Here is a 14,201-nt window from a genome sequence, read left to right as displayed (position 1 = left end):
GCTAGTCGACCTTCAGCACGGCCAGGAACGCTTCCTGGGGAATTTCCACCGCGCCAATCTGTTTCATCCGCTTCTTGCCTTCCTTCTGCTTCTCGAGAAGCTTGCGCTTTCGCGTGATGTCGCCGCCGTAGCACTTGGCGAGCACGTCCTTCCGGAACGCGCTGATCGACTCGCGGGCAATGACCTTCTGTCCGATCGCGGCCTGGATGGCCACGGCGTACAGCTGGCGCGGAATCAGTTCCTTGAGCTTCTCCGCCATCTTCCGGCCGAACTCGTAGGCCTTGTCCCGATGGATGATGACGCTGAATGCGTCGATCTGGTCGCCATTGAGCAGAAGGTCCAGCTTCACCAGGTCGGATTGCCGGAAGTCGGACATCTCGTAGTCGAGCGAGGCGTAGCCGCGGCTGATCGACTTGAGCCGGTCGTAGAAGTCGAGGACGATTTCCCCGAGGGGAAACTCAAAGTCGAACTCCACGCGCGTCGTGTCGAGATAGTGCATGCCATTGTAGATGCCACGTCGGTCCTGCCCGAGCTTCATGATGGCGCCGATGTAGTCCGACGGCGCCATGATCCGCGCCTTCACGTAGGGCTCGTCGATCCGGTCGATGGACGCCGGGTCGGGAAGATTCGTGGGATTCGACAGGACCGTCATGGCGCCGTCGGTGGTGTAAACGTGGTACTCGACGGTCGGCACCGTCGTGATCAGGTCGAGGTTGAACTCCCGCTGGAGCCGTTCCTGCACGATTTCGAGGTGCAGCAGCCCCAGGAAGCCGCACCGGAATCCGAACCCGAGCGCGGTGGACACCTCGGGCTCGTAATTCAGCGAGGCGTCGTTCATCCGCAGCTTTTCGAGGGCGTCGCGCAGGTTCTCGTACTGATCCGAGTCGGTCGGATAGACCCCCGCGAAGACCATCGACTTCACGATGCGGTAGCCGGGGAGCAGCTCGGTCGTCGGCGTCTCGGCGTCGAGGATCGTGTCCCCGACACGCGCATCGCGGACGTCCCGCAGGCTCGCCACGATGTATCCCACCTCGCCGGCCTCGAGGGCCGGGGCCTCCCGCTGGCCGAGCTGCAGGTAGCCGACTTCCTCGACGCGATACTCGTCCACGGGGTGCGAGCCGAACGCGATGGTCATGCCCTTGCGCACCGTCCCGTCGACCACCCGGATGCTGGGCACGGCGCCCCGGTATCGGTCGTAGTAGGAGTCGAAGATGAGCGCCCGAAGCGGCGCGTCCTCCCGGCCGCGCGGCGGCGGGACCTTTGCGACGATCTCCTCGAGCAGCTCAGGCACGCCGGTGCCCTCTTTGGCCGAGACGCTGAGGATCTCCTCCCGCCGGGCACCGATCAGGTCGATGATTTCCTGGGCCCGCTTCTCCGGTTCGGCGCCGGGGAGGTCGATCTTGTTGAGCACGGGAATGATCTCGAGGCCTGCGTCGAGCGCCAGGAAGAGATTGCTCAGCGTCTGGGCCTGGATGCCCTGCGAGGCGTCGACCACGAGGATGGCGCCCTCGCAGGCGGCCAGGGACCGTGACACCTCGTAGGTGAAGTCCACGTGTCCGGGGGTGTCGATCAGGTTGAGCTCGTACTCGACACCGTCGCGCGCGGTGTAGGCCATCCGCACCGCGTTCAGCTTGATGGTGATGCCCCGTTCCCGCTCGAGGTCCATCGTATCGAGCAGCTGGCTCCGCATTTGCCGCTTCTGGACGGCCCCCGTCGTTTCGATGAGGCGGTCGGCCAGGGTGGACTTGCCGTGGTCGATGTGCGCCACGATGCAGAAGTTGCGGATGCGGGCTTGAGACATGGGCGCAAATATAACGGAGCCCCGGTCAGGCTGAGCCGGCCAGTTCCTCCAGTCGCGACATGGCCCGCCGCAAGTGCGGAACGACGATACTTCCCCCGACGATCAGCGCCACGCTGAAGATCTCCAGGAACTCCGCCTGGGTGACCCCTTCCTCCCGGCAGCGGACGATGTGGTAGGTGATGCAGTCGTCGCAGCGGAGGACCATGCTCGACACCAGGCCGAGCATCTCCTTGGTCTTGACGCCCAGGGCGCCGGCCTCGTAGGCCCGCCCGTCGAGCGCGAAGAAGCGGTTGATGGTCAGGTTGCCGGCGTTGAGGATCGTCGCGTTCATCTGCTCGCGAAAGGCGCGGAACTCGGCGAGGGAACCGGGGGCGGCGTCAGGCATGGGGCATCCCAGTTGGCAGGGTGGCAGCGGGGCGGAAGGGCCGAAAGCAGTTCAGGGGGCCCCAAGGGGCCCCCTGAATTGTAATCGTCTGGTGTGCGTCGAGCGGGTCGGCCGACGCTTACGACGCCGGCTTCGGCGGCTGGACGATCTTGGCGTAGCTCTCCGGGTTCCACTGCGGACGCTGCGGATTGTTGGCCACCGCCTGTCCGAGGTAGAAGAGCAGCTGCAGGATCCGGGACTCCTTGTCGGCGTTGATCTTGTCCGGGGAGTCGGAGGGCTGGTGGTAGTCTTCGTGGACCCCGTTGAAGAAGAACAGGATCGGCACGCCATTCTTGGCGAAGTTGAAGTGGTCGGAGCGGCCGTAGAAGTTCTCCTCGGGCCACTTGTCGTCGATGGCGGTCATCCCGAGCTCCGGATGCTGGGCGTTGACCGCTTCCAGCGTCTGCCCCAGGTCGGAGTGCTCGCGGCCGATGGCCACGATCGTGTCGGGCCAGTTGCGACCGATCATGTCGATGTTGATGTCCGCCACCATGTCCTTGATGGGCACCGTCGGGTTCTCGGTAAAGTAGTTGCTGCCCCAGAGCCCCTTCTCCTCGCCGCTCACCGTGATGAACAGGATGGAGCGCTTGGTCCGGGCGCCCGGCCGGCTGAACGCCTCGGCGAGTTCCATCACGCCGACGGTGCCGGAGGCGTCGTCGTCGGCGCCGTTGTTGATGCTGTCGGCCTTGCCGGACGAAATCCCGACGTGATCCATGTGGCCCGAGTACACGAGGTACTCATGCTTGAGCGTCGGGTCGGTGCCTTCCAGGATGCCGATGGTGTTGGGCGCGGTGGTCTTGTTGAGCACGGTCTCCTTCAGGTCGAGCATCACCTTCAGGCCCGGATCCACCATGGCCACCATGCTGGTGTCGGCGCGGATCTTGGCGACGTCCACGCCGCCGGCCATGAGGATCTCCGCAAACGCCGCATCGTTGACATCGACGATCGGCGCGCGGCCGGCGTCACCCCCGAGCCGCACCCCCTTGCGGTACGGGGCACTGATCCGGTTCGCCCAGTTCGCGGAGTCGCGGTTCGACAGGATGACGACGCCGAGCGGATTCATGCCGAGCACGGCGCCGAACATCCGGTTCCAGCCGCCCGCCACCTGGCCCTTGCTGTAGTCCAGCACCAGCAGGATCACCTTGCCACTGGCGTCCATGTCCTTCAGCACGTCGGCATTCGGAGAGCCGCCAAGGACGACGACCGGTCCACCGATTTCCTTCGTCGGGGGGGTGCCGAACAGGAATCGCGCATCAGTGCTGAAATCGGCGTGCATGTGCTTCCCGCCCGCCATGAAGCCGACATGGGAGGCGGCCGGGTCGAACTGCGTCTGCAGGATCTCATACCGCTGGAACCAGGTGCCCTTCTCCCCGCCCGGCTTGAGTCCGAACGACTTGAACTGATCGGCCACGTACTGCGCCGTCATTTCGAGCCCTGGGCTCGGCGTGTCGCGTCCCATCATTGAGTCGTCTGCAATGATGTTGATCCGCTTGGCCACGTCGGCTGCCGTGATGGTGGCGGCCGCCTTCTTCACCGCCGCACTCGGCGGCGGCACGACGGTGGCAGGCGCCTGGGCGGCGAGTGGGACGGCGGCAAAGAGGGAGAGCGTGAGCAGGTATCGCATGCGTAGTCTCATTCGATAGGTGAGTCAGTCAGTCGGGGATACAGGACGGCCCGGCAGGCAACCTACGCATGCCGGGCCCGGTCTCGCTACGGCCCGAGGGGCTTTGGAGTTTCAGGGCTTGCGACGTTTCAGCTTCGGTTCCCCCGTTGCCTTCGGAGGCGAGCGGGGTTGGCTCGGGCTGGCCCGGGGCGGCGCCGGTCGGGCCTTTGGGGTGCTGCCCGTGGAGGGGCGCTGTGGTGATGCCTGCCCTGGCCTCGAGGGCGAGGCCGATTTTGGCTGTTGCTTCGGAACTGCCTTGGGGGCCGGCTGTTGCGCCTTCTTGGGCGCCGTCTTGGCTGGATCCTGCCTCTGCTTGGCGGCAGGCGCGGCACGAGGCGGCTGCGGCGCCGGAGTGGGCGCGGGAGTCTGAACTGCATACAGCGAGAGGACCAGCAATGGGACCAGCACGAAACCTCCTGGAGGACAACCCCGTCGAGACCTGTGGAAACCCGCAGGGCTCGTGCCACCTTTCAACCGACTCATAATATCATCCCTTACAAGCAGTTGCGCCCCAATCCAACCCTTCCGCAGGTCCCGCCGATGTCCCCTCAGGGGTACAGCCCGAGTCCGCGTTGACTTCGCGCGTCATTCCCCGGTACGTTGCCGCCCGAATGGCCACCACGCACGGCGCCGCCCGGCTCGACCTGCTCGACCCCTTCGAGGTTTCCCGCCTCGGCGGCTTGGAGGTCGTCACGGAAGGGCTGGTGGAGGGGTTCCTGGCCGGCCTCCACCGATCGCCCCGCCGCGGATTCTCGGTCGAATTTGCCGAACACCGGATGTACCAGCCCGGGGACGAGCTCCGGTACGTGGACTGGAAGCTGCTGGGACGCAAGGATCGGCTGTACGTCAAGCAGTTCGAGGAGGAAACCAACCTCCGTGCCATGCTGGTGCTCGACACCAGTCGCTCGATGGACTGGTCCGGCGCCCCCGAGTCCCGCCTCACCAAGTTCGAGTATGCGCGGCGGCTCAGCGCGGCGCTCGCGCTCGTGCTTCTCCGCCAGCGGGACGCGACCGGATTGGTCGCCTTCGACGAGACCGTCCGGCTGACCCTCCCGCCCCGCGTCAGCCGCGCGCACTGGATGCGGCTCGCCACGGCGCTCAGCGGCCTCGAGCCGGGGCGGATGACCGCCGCCGCCCCGGCGCTCCACGGCGTGGTGGAGCGCCTCCGCCGCCGCGGCCTCGTGGTGTTCATCTCCGACCTTCTCCTCGATCGCGCCCCGGCGCTCCATGCGCTGAAGTTCCTCCGGCACCGGGGCCACTCGGTGCTGGTGCTCCACGTGCTCGACCCCGGCGAACTCGAACTGGACGGCCCGGCGGAAGTCCGGTTCGAGGATCCTGAGACATCTGCCGCCGTCGTCCTCCGTCCGCGGGACTGGGCCGAGATCTATCGCAAGACTGTCGGCGAGGCGATCGCTGAATGGCGGCTTGCCCTCCGGCGCGAGGGGATCCGCTACCATGCCATCCGGACCGACCTCCCCTTTGGCCGGGCGCTGCGTGAGGCGCTGGTTCGGCCCGGTGGTGTGGCATGATCGGGTTTCTGAGTCCGCTCTGGCTCTGGGCGCTCCCGCTTTCCACCCTGCCGCTGATCCTGCATCTCGTGGCGCGGCGGCAACCGCCAACCGTCGCATTCCCGGCCGTCCGGTACCTCCAGCAGGTGACCCGCGATCACCGTCGTCGGCTGAAGCTCCAGCATTGGCTCCTGCTCCTCGTCCGGACGCTGCTGATCCTCTCGCTCGTGCTGGCCGCGGCGGGTCCCACCGTCGCCCGCGACGGCCTCTCGGGGCATGCCCCCGCCGCCCTGGTTCTGATCGTGGACAATTCGCCGAGCAGCGGCGCCGTCACCGACGGAACGCCAATGCTCGACCGGCTTCGCGGGGCGGCGGCCGCCGTGCTCGCCAAGGCCACGACGGAGGATGCGCTCTGGCTCCTCACGGCAGACGGAGTCGCCAGGCGCAACTCTGCCGCCGTGCTCCGGACCACGATCGATTCGTTGGCCCCGTCGGAAGTGCGCCTCGATCTCGGGCTGGCCCTGGCCCAGGCCCGGGACATCCTCGCCGACGAGGACAGGCCCGTGGAGGTCGTGGTGCTCTCCGACCTGCAGCGCAGTGCGGTGTCGGAGGTCAAACTTGCATTGCCGGTCGTGGTCGGGGTTCCCGACGTGACCCCTCCGCCGAACCTCGGTGTGGCCGTGCTGGACCCCGGTCCGCAGCCCTGGTCACTCGGCGACAATCGCGCCCGGGTACGGCTTGTCGGCGACTCAGGCCGGAGCTCGCCGATGGTCGTCCAACTCGGGAACCGGGCGGATCGGCCGCGGCTGGCGTCGGTCGGCACGACCCTCGAGGTGCAGCTGCCGGCCAGTCTTCCGGGATGGTGGCCGCTCACCGCCGCACTCGACCCCGACGAGTTCCGGGCGGACGACCATCGAAGCACGCTGGTGCGGGTGCTCCCGCTCGCAAAGGCGCAGTGGGACCCGTCGGACGCCTACCTCGCCGCGGCGGCCGCGACGCTTCGCGATGGGGGGCGGCTGCTGGACGGGAGCGAAGTGTCGCTCGGCTGGTTGGGGTCGGGGCCGTCGGTGGTGGAGCCGCCGGCGGACATTGCGGCACTCGGGTCGCTCAACCGGGCGCTGGAGCGCCGCGGCGTGCCCTGGCGCTTCGGTGGACCGGTGGTGCGCGAGCAGATGAGCGACAGCGGCGCGCTGTTGCCCGCCATCCGAGTGGCCCGTCGGCTCACGTTGTCCTACGTCGGCGGCGCGGCACGCGGCGTCGAGGCCACGGTGGGGGGCGAGCCCTGGATCGTCCGGGCCGGCGACGTGGTGCTGCTCGGGAGTCGTCTGGAGCCGGGCTGGACCGGACTGCCCACCTCGGCCGCCTTTGTTCCGCTGATCGACGCCCTGGCCAATCGACTTGTCCGCGGTGAGCAGGCACTGCTGACCGGCACGCCGGGTGCTCCGGTGCCGCTCCCCGACGACGTGGATCGCGTCACCCAGGATGGGCGGGTGTGGCGGGTGGAAGGGGGCGCGGCCTGGCGTCCCCCTGCGGCGGGGATCTACCTCCTGCAGTCTGGTCCCGACACGCTCGGCGCCCTGGCGGTCAATCTCGACCCGCGGGAGTCCGACTTGGCCACCGCCCCGCGCTCGCAGATCGAGGCACTCTGGTCGGGGGCGCGCCTGGTGCCGCTGGCCCGGGTCGGGGAGGCCTCGTTCGCGGCGGGCGCACGAGGACAATTGCGCGCGCCGCTCCTGTGGCTGGCATTCCTGCTGGGACTCGTCGAGATGGGGCTCGCCAGCTTCCAGAGGCGGGTGGCATGACGCTCTCGCTCCTGCTCGACACCCTCGATCGGACGCCGAGCGCGCTCGAACTGGCGAGCCGCCTACCGAGCCGTGGTGGCCGATTGGCCCTCGGCGGATTGCCCGGCTCCAGCGGAGCCGCCGTCGTGGCCTGGCTCGCGCGCCGATTCCCCGACCGGCTCTTCACCGTCATGGCCACAACACCCGCGGAGGCGGAGCGGTGGCTCAGCGATCTCCAGCGGCTGACCGATGCGGCGACCGCGCTCTATCCGCAGCGGGAGGGCCTCGGCGAGGAAGAGCCGCACCACGAGATCGCGGGCGAGCGCGTCGAAACGCTGCAGGCGCTGGTCGAGGGGCGCATCCGGATTCTTGTCACCACCGCACGCGCTTCCGCCGAACGCACCGGTGTGCCCGCCTGGCTCCGGGCGGCGACGCTCCGCCTCGGTCCGGGCCGCGCAGACACGCCGGGACTCACTGCCGTCGTTTCCGCGCTTGAGTCGATGGGGTACCGTCGCGTCCCGACGGTCACCGAAGTCGCCGAATTCAGCGTGCGCGGCGGCATCGTGGACGTGTACGGCTTCGGCATGACGACGCCGGCCCGTTGCGAGTGGTGGGGCGACCGGCTGGCGTCGCTCCGCGGCTTCGACCTGACGAGCCAGCGCTCCCTCGAGGACCTCGACGAGGTCACAGTGCTGCCGGTGGCCGGGGCGCCCAGGGGCGCCCCGGCAGACGACCGGCGCCCGCCGACCCGCAGCTCCCTGTTTGAACTGCTGGCTGCCGATACGCTGCTGATCGAGGAGGCGGAAGGGCCCGACGCCGACGAGGTCGAGCGCGCCTGGTCCGAGGTGGAGCACCACCTTGAGCTTTCCCGACGCATGGGGGAGGACGTGCCGGGGCGGGGCGATCTCTACGAATCGCCGGAACGGTGGCGGGAGCGACGTGATGCTTTTGCACGGGTCCTCCTGCGCGGCGACCCTGTCGATCTGCAGATGGGGTTCCTGCCGCCGGAACGGGTCGACCGGGAAATTCCGCGGCTGCGGGCTCTCCTGGCGGGTGGGCAGCCGACCCTCTTGCTCTGTGACAACGAGGGGCAGCTGGAGCGGCTCGAAGAACTGTTGAGCGAGGGACACCGGGGACCGCACGCCACGATGGCGGTGGGGGCGCTGGACGGCGGATTCGTGCTTCCTTCGCTCCGGGTCCTCACCGATCACGAGATCTTCCGCCGCGCCCGTCGGCTGCGCCGGCCACGCCGCTATCGACAGGCCGCTCCCACCGCCGCCACCGGCGCGCTCGCCGCCGGCGACTACGTCGTCCATCTCGACCACGGCATCGGCATCTACCGCGGCATCGACACGATCACCGTCGGCGGCGGTCTTCTCGAAGTCGCGGTGGTGGAGTACGAGGGGGGCGACCGTCTCAACGTCCCGCTTTACCGGCTCGACCAGCTGGAACGCTACCGCTCGGCCGGTGAGGACGGGGACCGCCCCCCCCCGAAGCTGCACCGACTCGGCGGGCCGGTCTGGAAGCGCACCCGCGAGAAGACGCGACAGGCGATCCGGCAGATGGCCGCGGAGCTCCTCGATCTCTACGCGCGGCGGACGGTGCAGGCCGGGTACGCCTTCCCACCCGACACCAAGTGGCAGCGCGAACTCGAGGCGAGCTTCCTCTACGAAGACACGCCCGACCAGGCCAAGGCGGTCGAGGAGGTGCGCCGCGACATGGAGCGGCCAGTGCCGATGGACCGGCTGCTCGTCGGCGATGTGGGATATGGCAAGACGGAGGTCGCGGTTCGGGCGGCGTTCAAGGCGGTGCAGGGCGGCAAGCAGGTGGCGGTGCTGGTGCCCACCACCATCCTGGCCGAACAGCATGGGCGGACGTTCACCGAACGGATGGCGGACTTCCCGGTCAAGGTCGAGGTGCTTTCGCGCTTCCGGAGCACCAAGGACCAGAAGGCGGCCCTCGGCCGTCTGGCCTCCGGCGAGACGGACGTGGTCATCGGGACCCACCGCCTCCTCTCTCCCGACGTGACGTTCAAGGACATCGGGCTGCTGGTGGTGGACGAGGAGCACCGCTTCGGCGTCAAGCACAAGGAGCGGATCAAGGCGCTCCGGCTGGCCGTGGACGTGCTGACGATGACCGCGACCCCGATTCCCCGGACACTGCATCTCTCGCTGTCCGGGATGCGCGACCTCACGCTGATCGAGACGCCCCCGCGGGACCGTTCGCCGATCCTGACCTTTGTCGAGCCCTGGGACGACGCCCTCCTCGAGGAGGCGTTTGCCCGGGAGCTCGACCGCGGCGGGCAGGTGTTCATGGTCCACAATCGGATCGACACGATCGATACCTACGCCGCGCGGGTCCGCTCGCTCGCGCCGCGAGCACGGGTCGGGGTGGCCCACGGCCAGATGCCGGCCCAGCAGCTTGAGGAGGTCATGAAGCAGTTCGTGGCGGGCGAACTCGACATCCTCGTCTCCACCATGATCGTGGAGTCCGGCCTCGACGTCCCGAACGCGAATACCCTGGTGGTGCACGACGCCCACCGGTTCGGCCTGGCCCAGCTCTACCAGCTCAGGGGGCGCGTCGGACGGAGCCACCGCCGGGCGTACTGCTACCTGCTGGCGCCCGACGAGGTGGACCTGATTGCCGAGGAGCGGCTGAAGGTCCTGGAACACAACAGCGACCTTGGGGCCGGTTACCGCATCGCACTCAAGGACATGGAGTTGCGCGGGGCGGGGAATCTGCTCGGCGCCGAGCAGTCGGGCCACGCCCACGCCGTGGGGTTCGACCTGTACATGCGCTGGCTCGAGGAAACGGTGCAGGCGTTGCGCGGCAAGGGCGGGGTGGAGGACCCGGTTCCCCCGGAGGTGGTGCTCGACATGCCGGCCCGACTCCCGGACAGCTATGTGGCCGACGACGAGTCCAAGCTCGACATCTACCGCCGACTGGCGCGCGCGGGGTCATCTGGCGACATTCAAGGGCTTGGCGCGGAATTACGGGAGCGGTTCGGACCCCTCCCGCCCGAGGCGGAGACGCTACTCATTCTGAGCCGGCTGCGGGCGGTCGGCGCCCGGCTCGGATTGCAGCACGTGGTGGCGCGGGGCGACGAGGCGCGCGTGACCTTCCGCGCGGGGACGGCGCCCCGGATGGCCGGACTGGCCGCGGCGCTGGACGATGTGCAGCTCGCCGCCGATGTCCGCCGCACCGTCCCGCTGTCGTTGCGCCTGACGCGCCTGGGCGGTGAGGCATTGCTTCCCGCGCTGGTGCGCGCGCTCGAAATGGTGCGAGCCTAGGGGCTCGTGATGAACTTCCAAACTGGAGAAAACATGCGCAGGATCGTGCTGGCAGCCAGCGTGCTCGTACTCGCCGGCTGTTCAAATTTCGGCGACCTCTTCTCGGCCCACGCCGATGTCGCCGCCACCGCCGCCGGCCAGACCCTCCCCGCCGAGGACCTGGCGGCGATGATGGGGAAGGCCAAGGGCGCCCAGATGAACGCCGAGACCGCCGAGTTCATCGCCTCGGTGTGGAGCGACTACACGCTCTTCTCTCAGGCCGTGGCGCGCGGGACGCTCAAGACCGACTCGGCGACGGTCGCCGCCGTGCTCTGGCCCCAGGTGGCCGAGGCGAAGGGAGCGATCTGGTACGACACGCTCGCCGCCCGACGGCAGCAGCTTTCCCCGAGTGCGGCGGACAGCCTCTACCTTGCCGACACGGTCCGCGTGCTCCAGCACATCCTGATCGGTGTCCAGGCGACGGCCTCGCCCGAGGAGCGCGCCGCGGCGCGGAAGAAGGCGCAGCTTGCGCTCAATCAGCTCCAGCAGGGAGCCAATTTCGACCTGCTCGCCTCCCAGCTCTCGGACGATCCGGGCAGCAAGGCGAACGGCGGCTGGCTGCCGCCCGCCAAGCCGGGCGCCTATGTCACGGCCTTCGACTCCGCCGCCTGGCGCCTGAACCCAGGCCAGATGACGGGACTGGTCGAGACGCCATTCGGCTACCACATCATCCGTCGCCCAACGATGGAGGATTCCCGCGACAAGGTGCTGGCCTACCTGACCCAGGAGGCCACCCGCCGGCTGGACAGCATCTACATGGACAGTCTCTCCATCCAATACGACCTCAAGATCTCCTCCGACGCCCCGGCGTTGATGCGCTCTGGGCTGGCCGACAAGAGCGGCAACCAGAAGTCGAAGAAGGCCATCTCCACGTACAGGGGTGGCAAGCTCACGGTGGGCGAATACCTCCGCTGGCTCAGCGCACTGCCGCCGCAGTTCGGGACGCAGGTCGCGCAGGCCAGTGACGAGCAGCTGAACCAGTTCGCCAAGGCGCTCTCTACCAACCAGCTCCTGCTGGCGCAGGCGGACTCCGCGGGCATTACGCTGCCAGCCGACCAGTGGAGCGCCATGCGGGCGAGTTACGACGCCGTGATCGACACCCTCAAGCTGACCATCGGGCTCGGGCCCGACGTGACCGACCCGACCGCGCCGGTCGCCGATCGGGAAAAGGTCGCGCAGCTTCGCGTCGATGACTTCTTCAACCAGCTCTTCGACCAGCGCACCCGACTGCGCCCGCTGCCGGGGGCGCTTGGCCAGGTGCTGCGGGAGCAGGAGGGCGGCAAGTTGAGCCAGGCCGGGCTCGCCCGGGCGGTGCAACTTGCGGCCGCAGCGCAGGCCGCGAACGGCGGACCTGGTGGCCCAGGAGCCGGCGGAGCCCCTGGCCCGGTCGGACCGGGTCAGGGCGTCCAGCCCGCCGCCGGCCCGCCGCCGGTGGGAGGCAGCCAGCCCTGATGAGACGGACCTCGCTCCTCGTTGCGTGCCTGGTCCTCCTGGGGGCTGCCCCGGCAGCCGCCCAGGGGGAACCGGTCGTCGTCGACCGGGTGGTCGCGGTGGTCGGCAACAAGCCGTTGCTGGCCTCGCAGGTGGACGAGGCGCTTTTCGCGCAACTTGCGCAGGGGGCAAAGCTCCCCGAGGGGGACTCGGCCGCCATGCACGCTCTCAGGGCGGCGGCGCTCGAGCAGTTGATCAACCAGGAATTGATGGTGCAGGAAGCGTTGCGGGACACCTCGATCAAGGTGACCGACCAGGAAGTGGCGGCCCGGGTGGACCAGCAGATCAAGCGGGTCCGGGACGGGTTCACCAGCGAGGTGGATTACCGCAACGAGCTCAAAAAAGCCGGGTTCGGGAGCCCCGAGGAATACCGGCGGTGGCTGACGGAGCAGCAGCGGCGGGTCGCGCTGGAAGAGGCGCTCAAGAACTCGCTCCGTGAACGGGACAAGCTCAAGCCGGTGTCCCCGACCGAACAGCAGATGAAAGACTTCTACGAGACGCAGAAGGCGAAGCTGGGCAAGCGCCCGGCCACGATCTCCTTCGAGCAAATCGTCGTTGCGCCGAAAGCCGATTCGGCGGCCAAGGCCAAGGCGTTGGCGCTGGCGGACTCGATCATGGTGGCGCTGCAGGATGGCGCCGACTTCGCCACAGCCGCCCGACGGTTTTCGCAGGATCCGGGCTCCGCCCAGCAGGGGGGCGACCTCGGCTGGCTTCGGCGCGGCCCGCCCCTCGCGCCGGAGTTCGAGAAGGCGGCCTTCGCACTCAAGCCCGGCACCATCTCACGGCCGGTCGAGTCTCCCTTCGGGTATCACATCATCCAGGTGAAGCGGGCACAGCCCTCCGAGATCGACGTCCGGCACATCCTCATCATGCCGGCGGTCACCGAGGCCGACGCGCAGCTGGCCCATGCGCTGGCGGACAGTCTGGCGGCGGCAATCCGGAACGGTGCATCCTTCGACTCCCTCCAGCGCAAGTTCCACGACCAGGCGGAGGAGCGGGAGGCGAAGGGGGTGCCGTTCACCCAGCTGCCGCCCGCCTATCAGGCCGCGCTCGCCAACGTCGACTCGGGCAGCGTGGCGCCGGTGTTCGTGCTGGAGGCCCCCAACAATCGAAGCAAGTATGTCGTGGCGTACGTGATCGGCCGGTCGGCAGAAGGGGATGTCTCCTACGCCGATGTCCGCGACGGCATTCGCAACATGCTGAGTGCGCAGCTCGCCGAGCAGAAGTACATCCAGCAGCTGCGCCGGTCGGCGTACGTCGAGGTGCGGGAGCTGTGAGGCCGCGGATCGCCGTCACCCTCGGCGATCCACGCGGGATCGGGCCCGAAATCGTCGCCCGCGCCCTCGAAGCGCCGCTGGACGCGGAAATTACCGTCCTCGGCGCCGACGACCAAGTCGCCGCGGTGCGGGCCGACCACCGGATCATCGTGGGACCTTGGGGCCTGGGCTCCGGAGAGCAACGCTCCGTGACCCCGGGCCCCTCGCGCGTGGTGCAGGCGGGGCGGCTCGCGGGCCACGCCATCGAGCGCGCGGCGAGCCTGGCCCTGGCCGGGGAGGTGGATGCCATCGTCACCGGCCCGGTGCACAAGCATGCGCTCCACCAGGCGGGGTTTGCCTGGCCGGGTCACACCGAGTGGCTGGCCGACCTGGCGGGGGGAGTCGACGTGGCGATGATGCTCGCCTCGGACCGGTTGCGGGTGGTGCTCGTCACCACGCACATCGCGCTGCGCGACGTGCCGGCCATGGTCACCCAGGAACGGGTGGTGCGCGCCGGGCGGGTCACGCTGGCCGGGCTCCGCGACTGGTTCGGCGTGGCCGAGCCGCGGCTCGCGGTCTGCGCCCTCAATCCACATGCCGGTGAAGGAGGGCTGTTCGGTGATGAAGACGAGCGGGTGCTCCGGCCGGCCGCCAGGGCGCTGGGGGCCGCCGGGCCGCTGCCGGCGGATACCGTCTTTGTGCGGGCGATGCGGGGAGAGTTCGACGCCGTGCTGGCGCCGTATCACGACGTGGGAATGACCGCCATCAAGGTGGCGTCGTTCGGGCAGGCCGTGAACGTGACGCTGGGACTGCCCTTCCCGCGGACCAGCCCCGACCATGGCACGGCGTTCGACATTGCGGGGACGGGGAAGGCGGACGCGGGGAGCATGCGGGCGGCGATTGAACTGGCGGTGCAGCTGGCCGGAAAGGCGGCAACACACCTCTAGG

The 14,201-nt window shown here is 68.8% G+C and carries 9 protein-coding genes; 6 read left to right on the top strand and 3 right to left on the bottom strand.

Translation table 11 applies throughout. From position 1 onward, the window contains the following. Window position 1: 1 nt before the first annotated feature. The 3 genes from lepA to R2910_00210 form a co-directional block, all read right to left on the bottom strand. Window positions 2–1,801, bottom strand: a complete 1,800-nt coding sequence (gene lepA / locus R2910_00220; GenBank protein MEZ4411392.1) for a translation elongation factor 4 — start codon at window positions 1,799–1,801, stop codon at window positions 2–4. A gap of 25 nt (window positions 1,802–1,826) precedes the next feature. Further along, window positions 1,827–2,186, bottom strand: a complete 360-nt coding sequence (locus tag R2910_00215) for a carboxymuconolactone decarboxylase family protein (protein ID MEZ4411391.1) — start codon at window positions 2,184–2,186, stop codon at window positions 1,827–1,829. Window positions 2,187–2,304: 118 nt separating this feature from the next. Continuing rightward, window positions 2,305–3,849 (bottom strand): M20/M25/M40 family metallo-hydrolase, encoded by a 1,545-nt coding sequence (locus R2910_00210; protein ID MEZ4411390.1) that lies wholly within the window; start codon window positions 3,847–3,849, stop codon window positions 2,305–2,307. A gap of 611 nt (window positions 3,850–4,460) precedes the next feature. Between R2910_00210 and R2910_00205 the strand changes: the two genes are divergently transcribed. Genes R2910_00205 through pdxA form a run of 6 tightly spaced genes read left to right on the top strand, consistent with a single transcriptional unit; the run spans window position 4,461 to window position 14,200 of the window. Further along, window positions 4,461–5,417, top strand: coding sequence for a DUF58 domain-containing protein (locus R2910_00205; GenBank protein ID MEZ4411389.1), 957 nt, complete (start codon window positions 4,461–4,463; stop codon window positions 5,415–5,417). After that, the gene (locus R2910_00200; GenBank protein ID MEZ4411388.1) at window positions 5,414–7,198 is read left to right on the top strand and encodes a BatA domain-containing protein; all 1,785 of its coding nucleotides are present in this window, start codon (window positions 5,414–5,416) and stop codon (window positions 7,196–7,198) included. The genes R2910_00205 and R2910_00200 overlap by 4 nt, the downstream gene beginning before the upstream one ends. Beyond that, entirely contained in the window at window positions 7,195–10,467 is a 3,273-nt protein-coding gene (gene mfd / locus R2910_00195; protein MEZ4411387.1) for a transcription-repair coupling factor, read from the top strand. Before R2910_00200 ends, mfd begins: the two co-directional genes overlap by 4 nt. A 33-nt stretch (window positions 10,468–10,500) precedes the next feature. Then, entirely contained in the window at window positions 10,501–11,958 is a 1,458-nt protein-coding gene (locus tag R2910_00190) for a peptidylprolyl isomerase (protein MEZ4411386.1), read from the top strand. Beyond that, on the top strand, window positions 11,958–13,274 hold the full coding sequence (locus R2910_00185; GenBank protein MEZ4411385.1) for a peptidylprolyl isomerase: 1,317 nt from the start codon (window positions 11,958–11,960) through the stop codon (window positions 13,272–13,274). The genes R2910_00190 and R2910_00185 overlap by 1 nt, the downstream gene beginning before the upstream one ends. After that, window positions 13,271–14,200, top strand: coding sequence for a 4-hydroxythreonine-4-phosphate dehydrogenase PdxA (gene pdxA, locus R2910_00180; protein ID MEZ4411384.1), 930 nt, complete (start codon window positions 13,271–13,273; stop codon window positions 14,198–14,200). The genes R2910_00185 and pdxA overlap by 4 nt, the downstream gene beginning before the upstream one ends. Window position 14,201 lies beyond the last annotated feature (1 nt).

This window comes from Gemmatimonadales bacterium, assembly GCA_041390145.1.
Classification (GTDB): Bacteria; Gemmatimonadota; Gemmatimonadetes; order Gemmatimonadales; family GWC2-71-9; genus SPDF01.
This window is presented reverse-complemented; position numbering and strand designations above follow the sequence as displayed.

Bases quoted from the DNA above. Each gene is read 5' to 3' on its own strand.
- lepA (MEZ4411392.1), bottom strand. From the start codon at position 1,801: ATGTCTCAAGCCCGCATCCGCAACTTCTGCATCGTGGCGCACATCGAC.
- R2910_00215 (MEZ4411391.1), bottom strand. From the start codon at position 2,186: ATGCCTGACGCCGCCCCCGGTTCCCTCGCCGAGTTCCGCGCCTTTCGC.
- R2910_00210 (MEZ4411390.1), bottom strand. From the start codon at position 3,849: ATGCGATACCTGCTCACGCTCTCCCTCTTTGCCGCCGTCCCACTCGCC.
- R2910_00200 (MEZ4411388.1), top strand. From the start codon at position 5,414: ATGATCGGGTTTCTGAGTCCGCTCTGGCTCTGGGCGCTCCCGCTTTCC.
- mfd (MEZ4411387.1), top strand. From the start codon at position 7,195: ATGACGCTCTCGCTCCTGCTCGACACCCTCGATCGGACGCCGAGCGCG.
- R2910_00190 (MEZ4411386.1), top strand. From the start codon at position 10,501: ATGCGCAGGATCGTGCTGGCAGCCAGCGTGCTCGTACTCGCCGGCTGT.
- R2910_00185 (MEZ4411385.1), top strand. From the start codon at position 11,958: ATGAGACGGACCTCGCTCCTCGTTGCGTGCCTGGTCCTCCTGGGGGCT.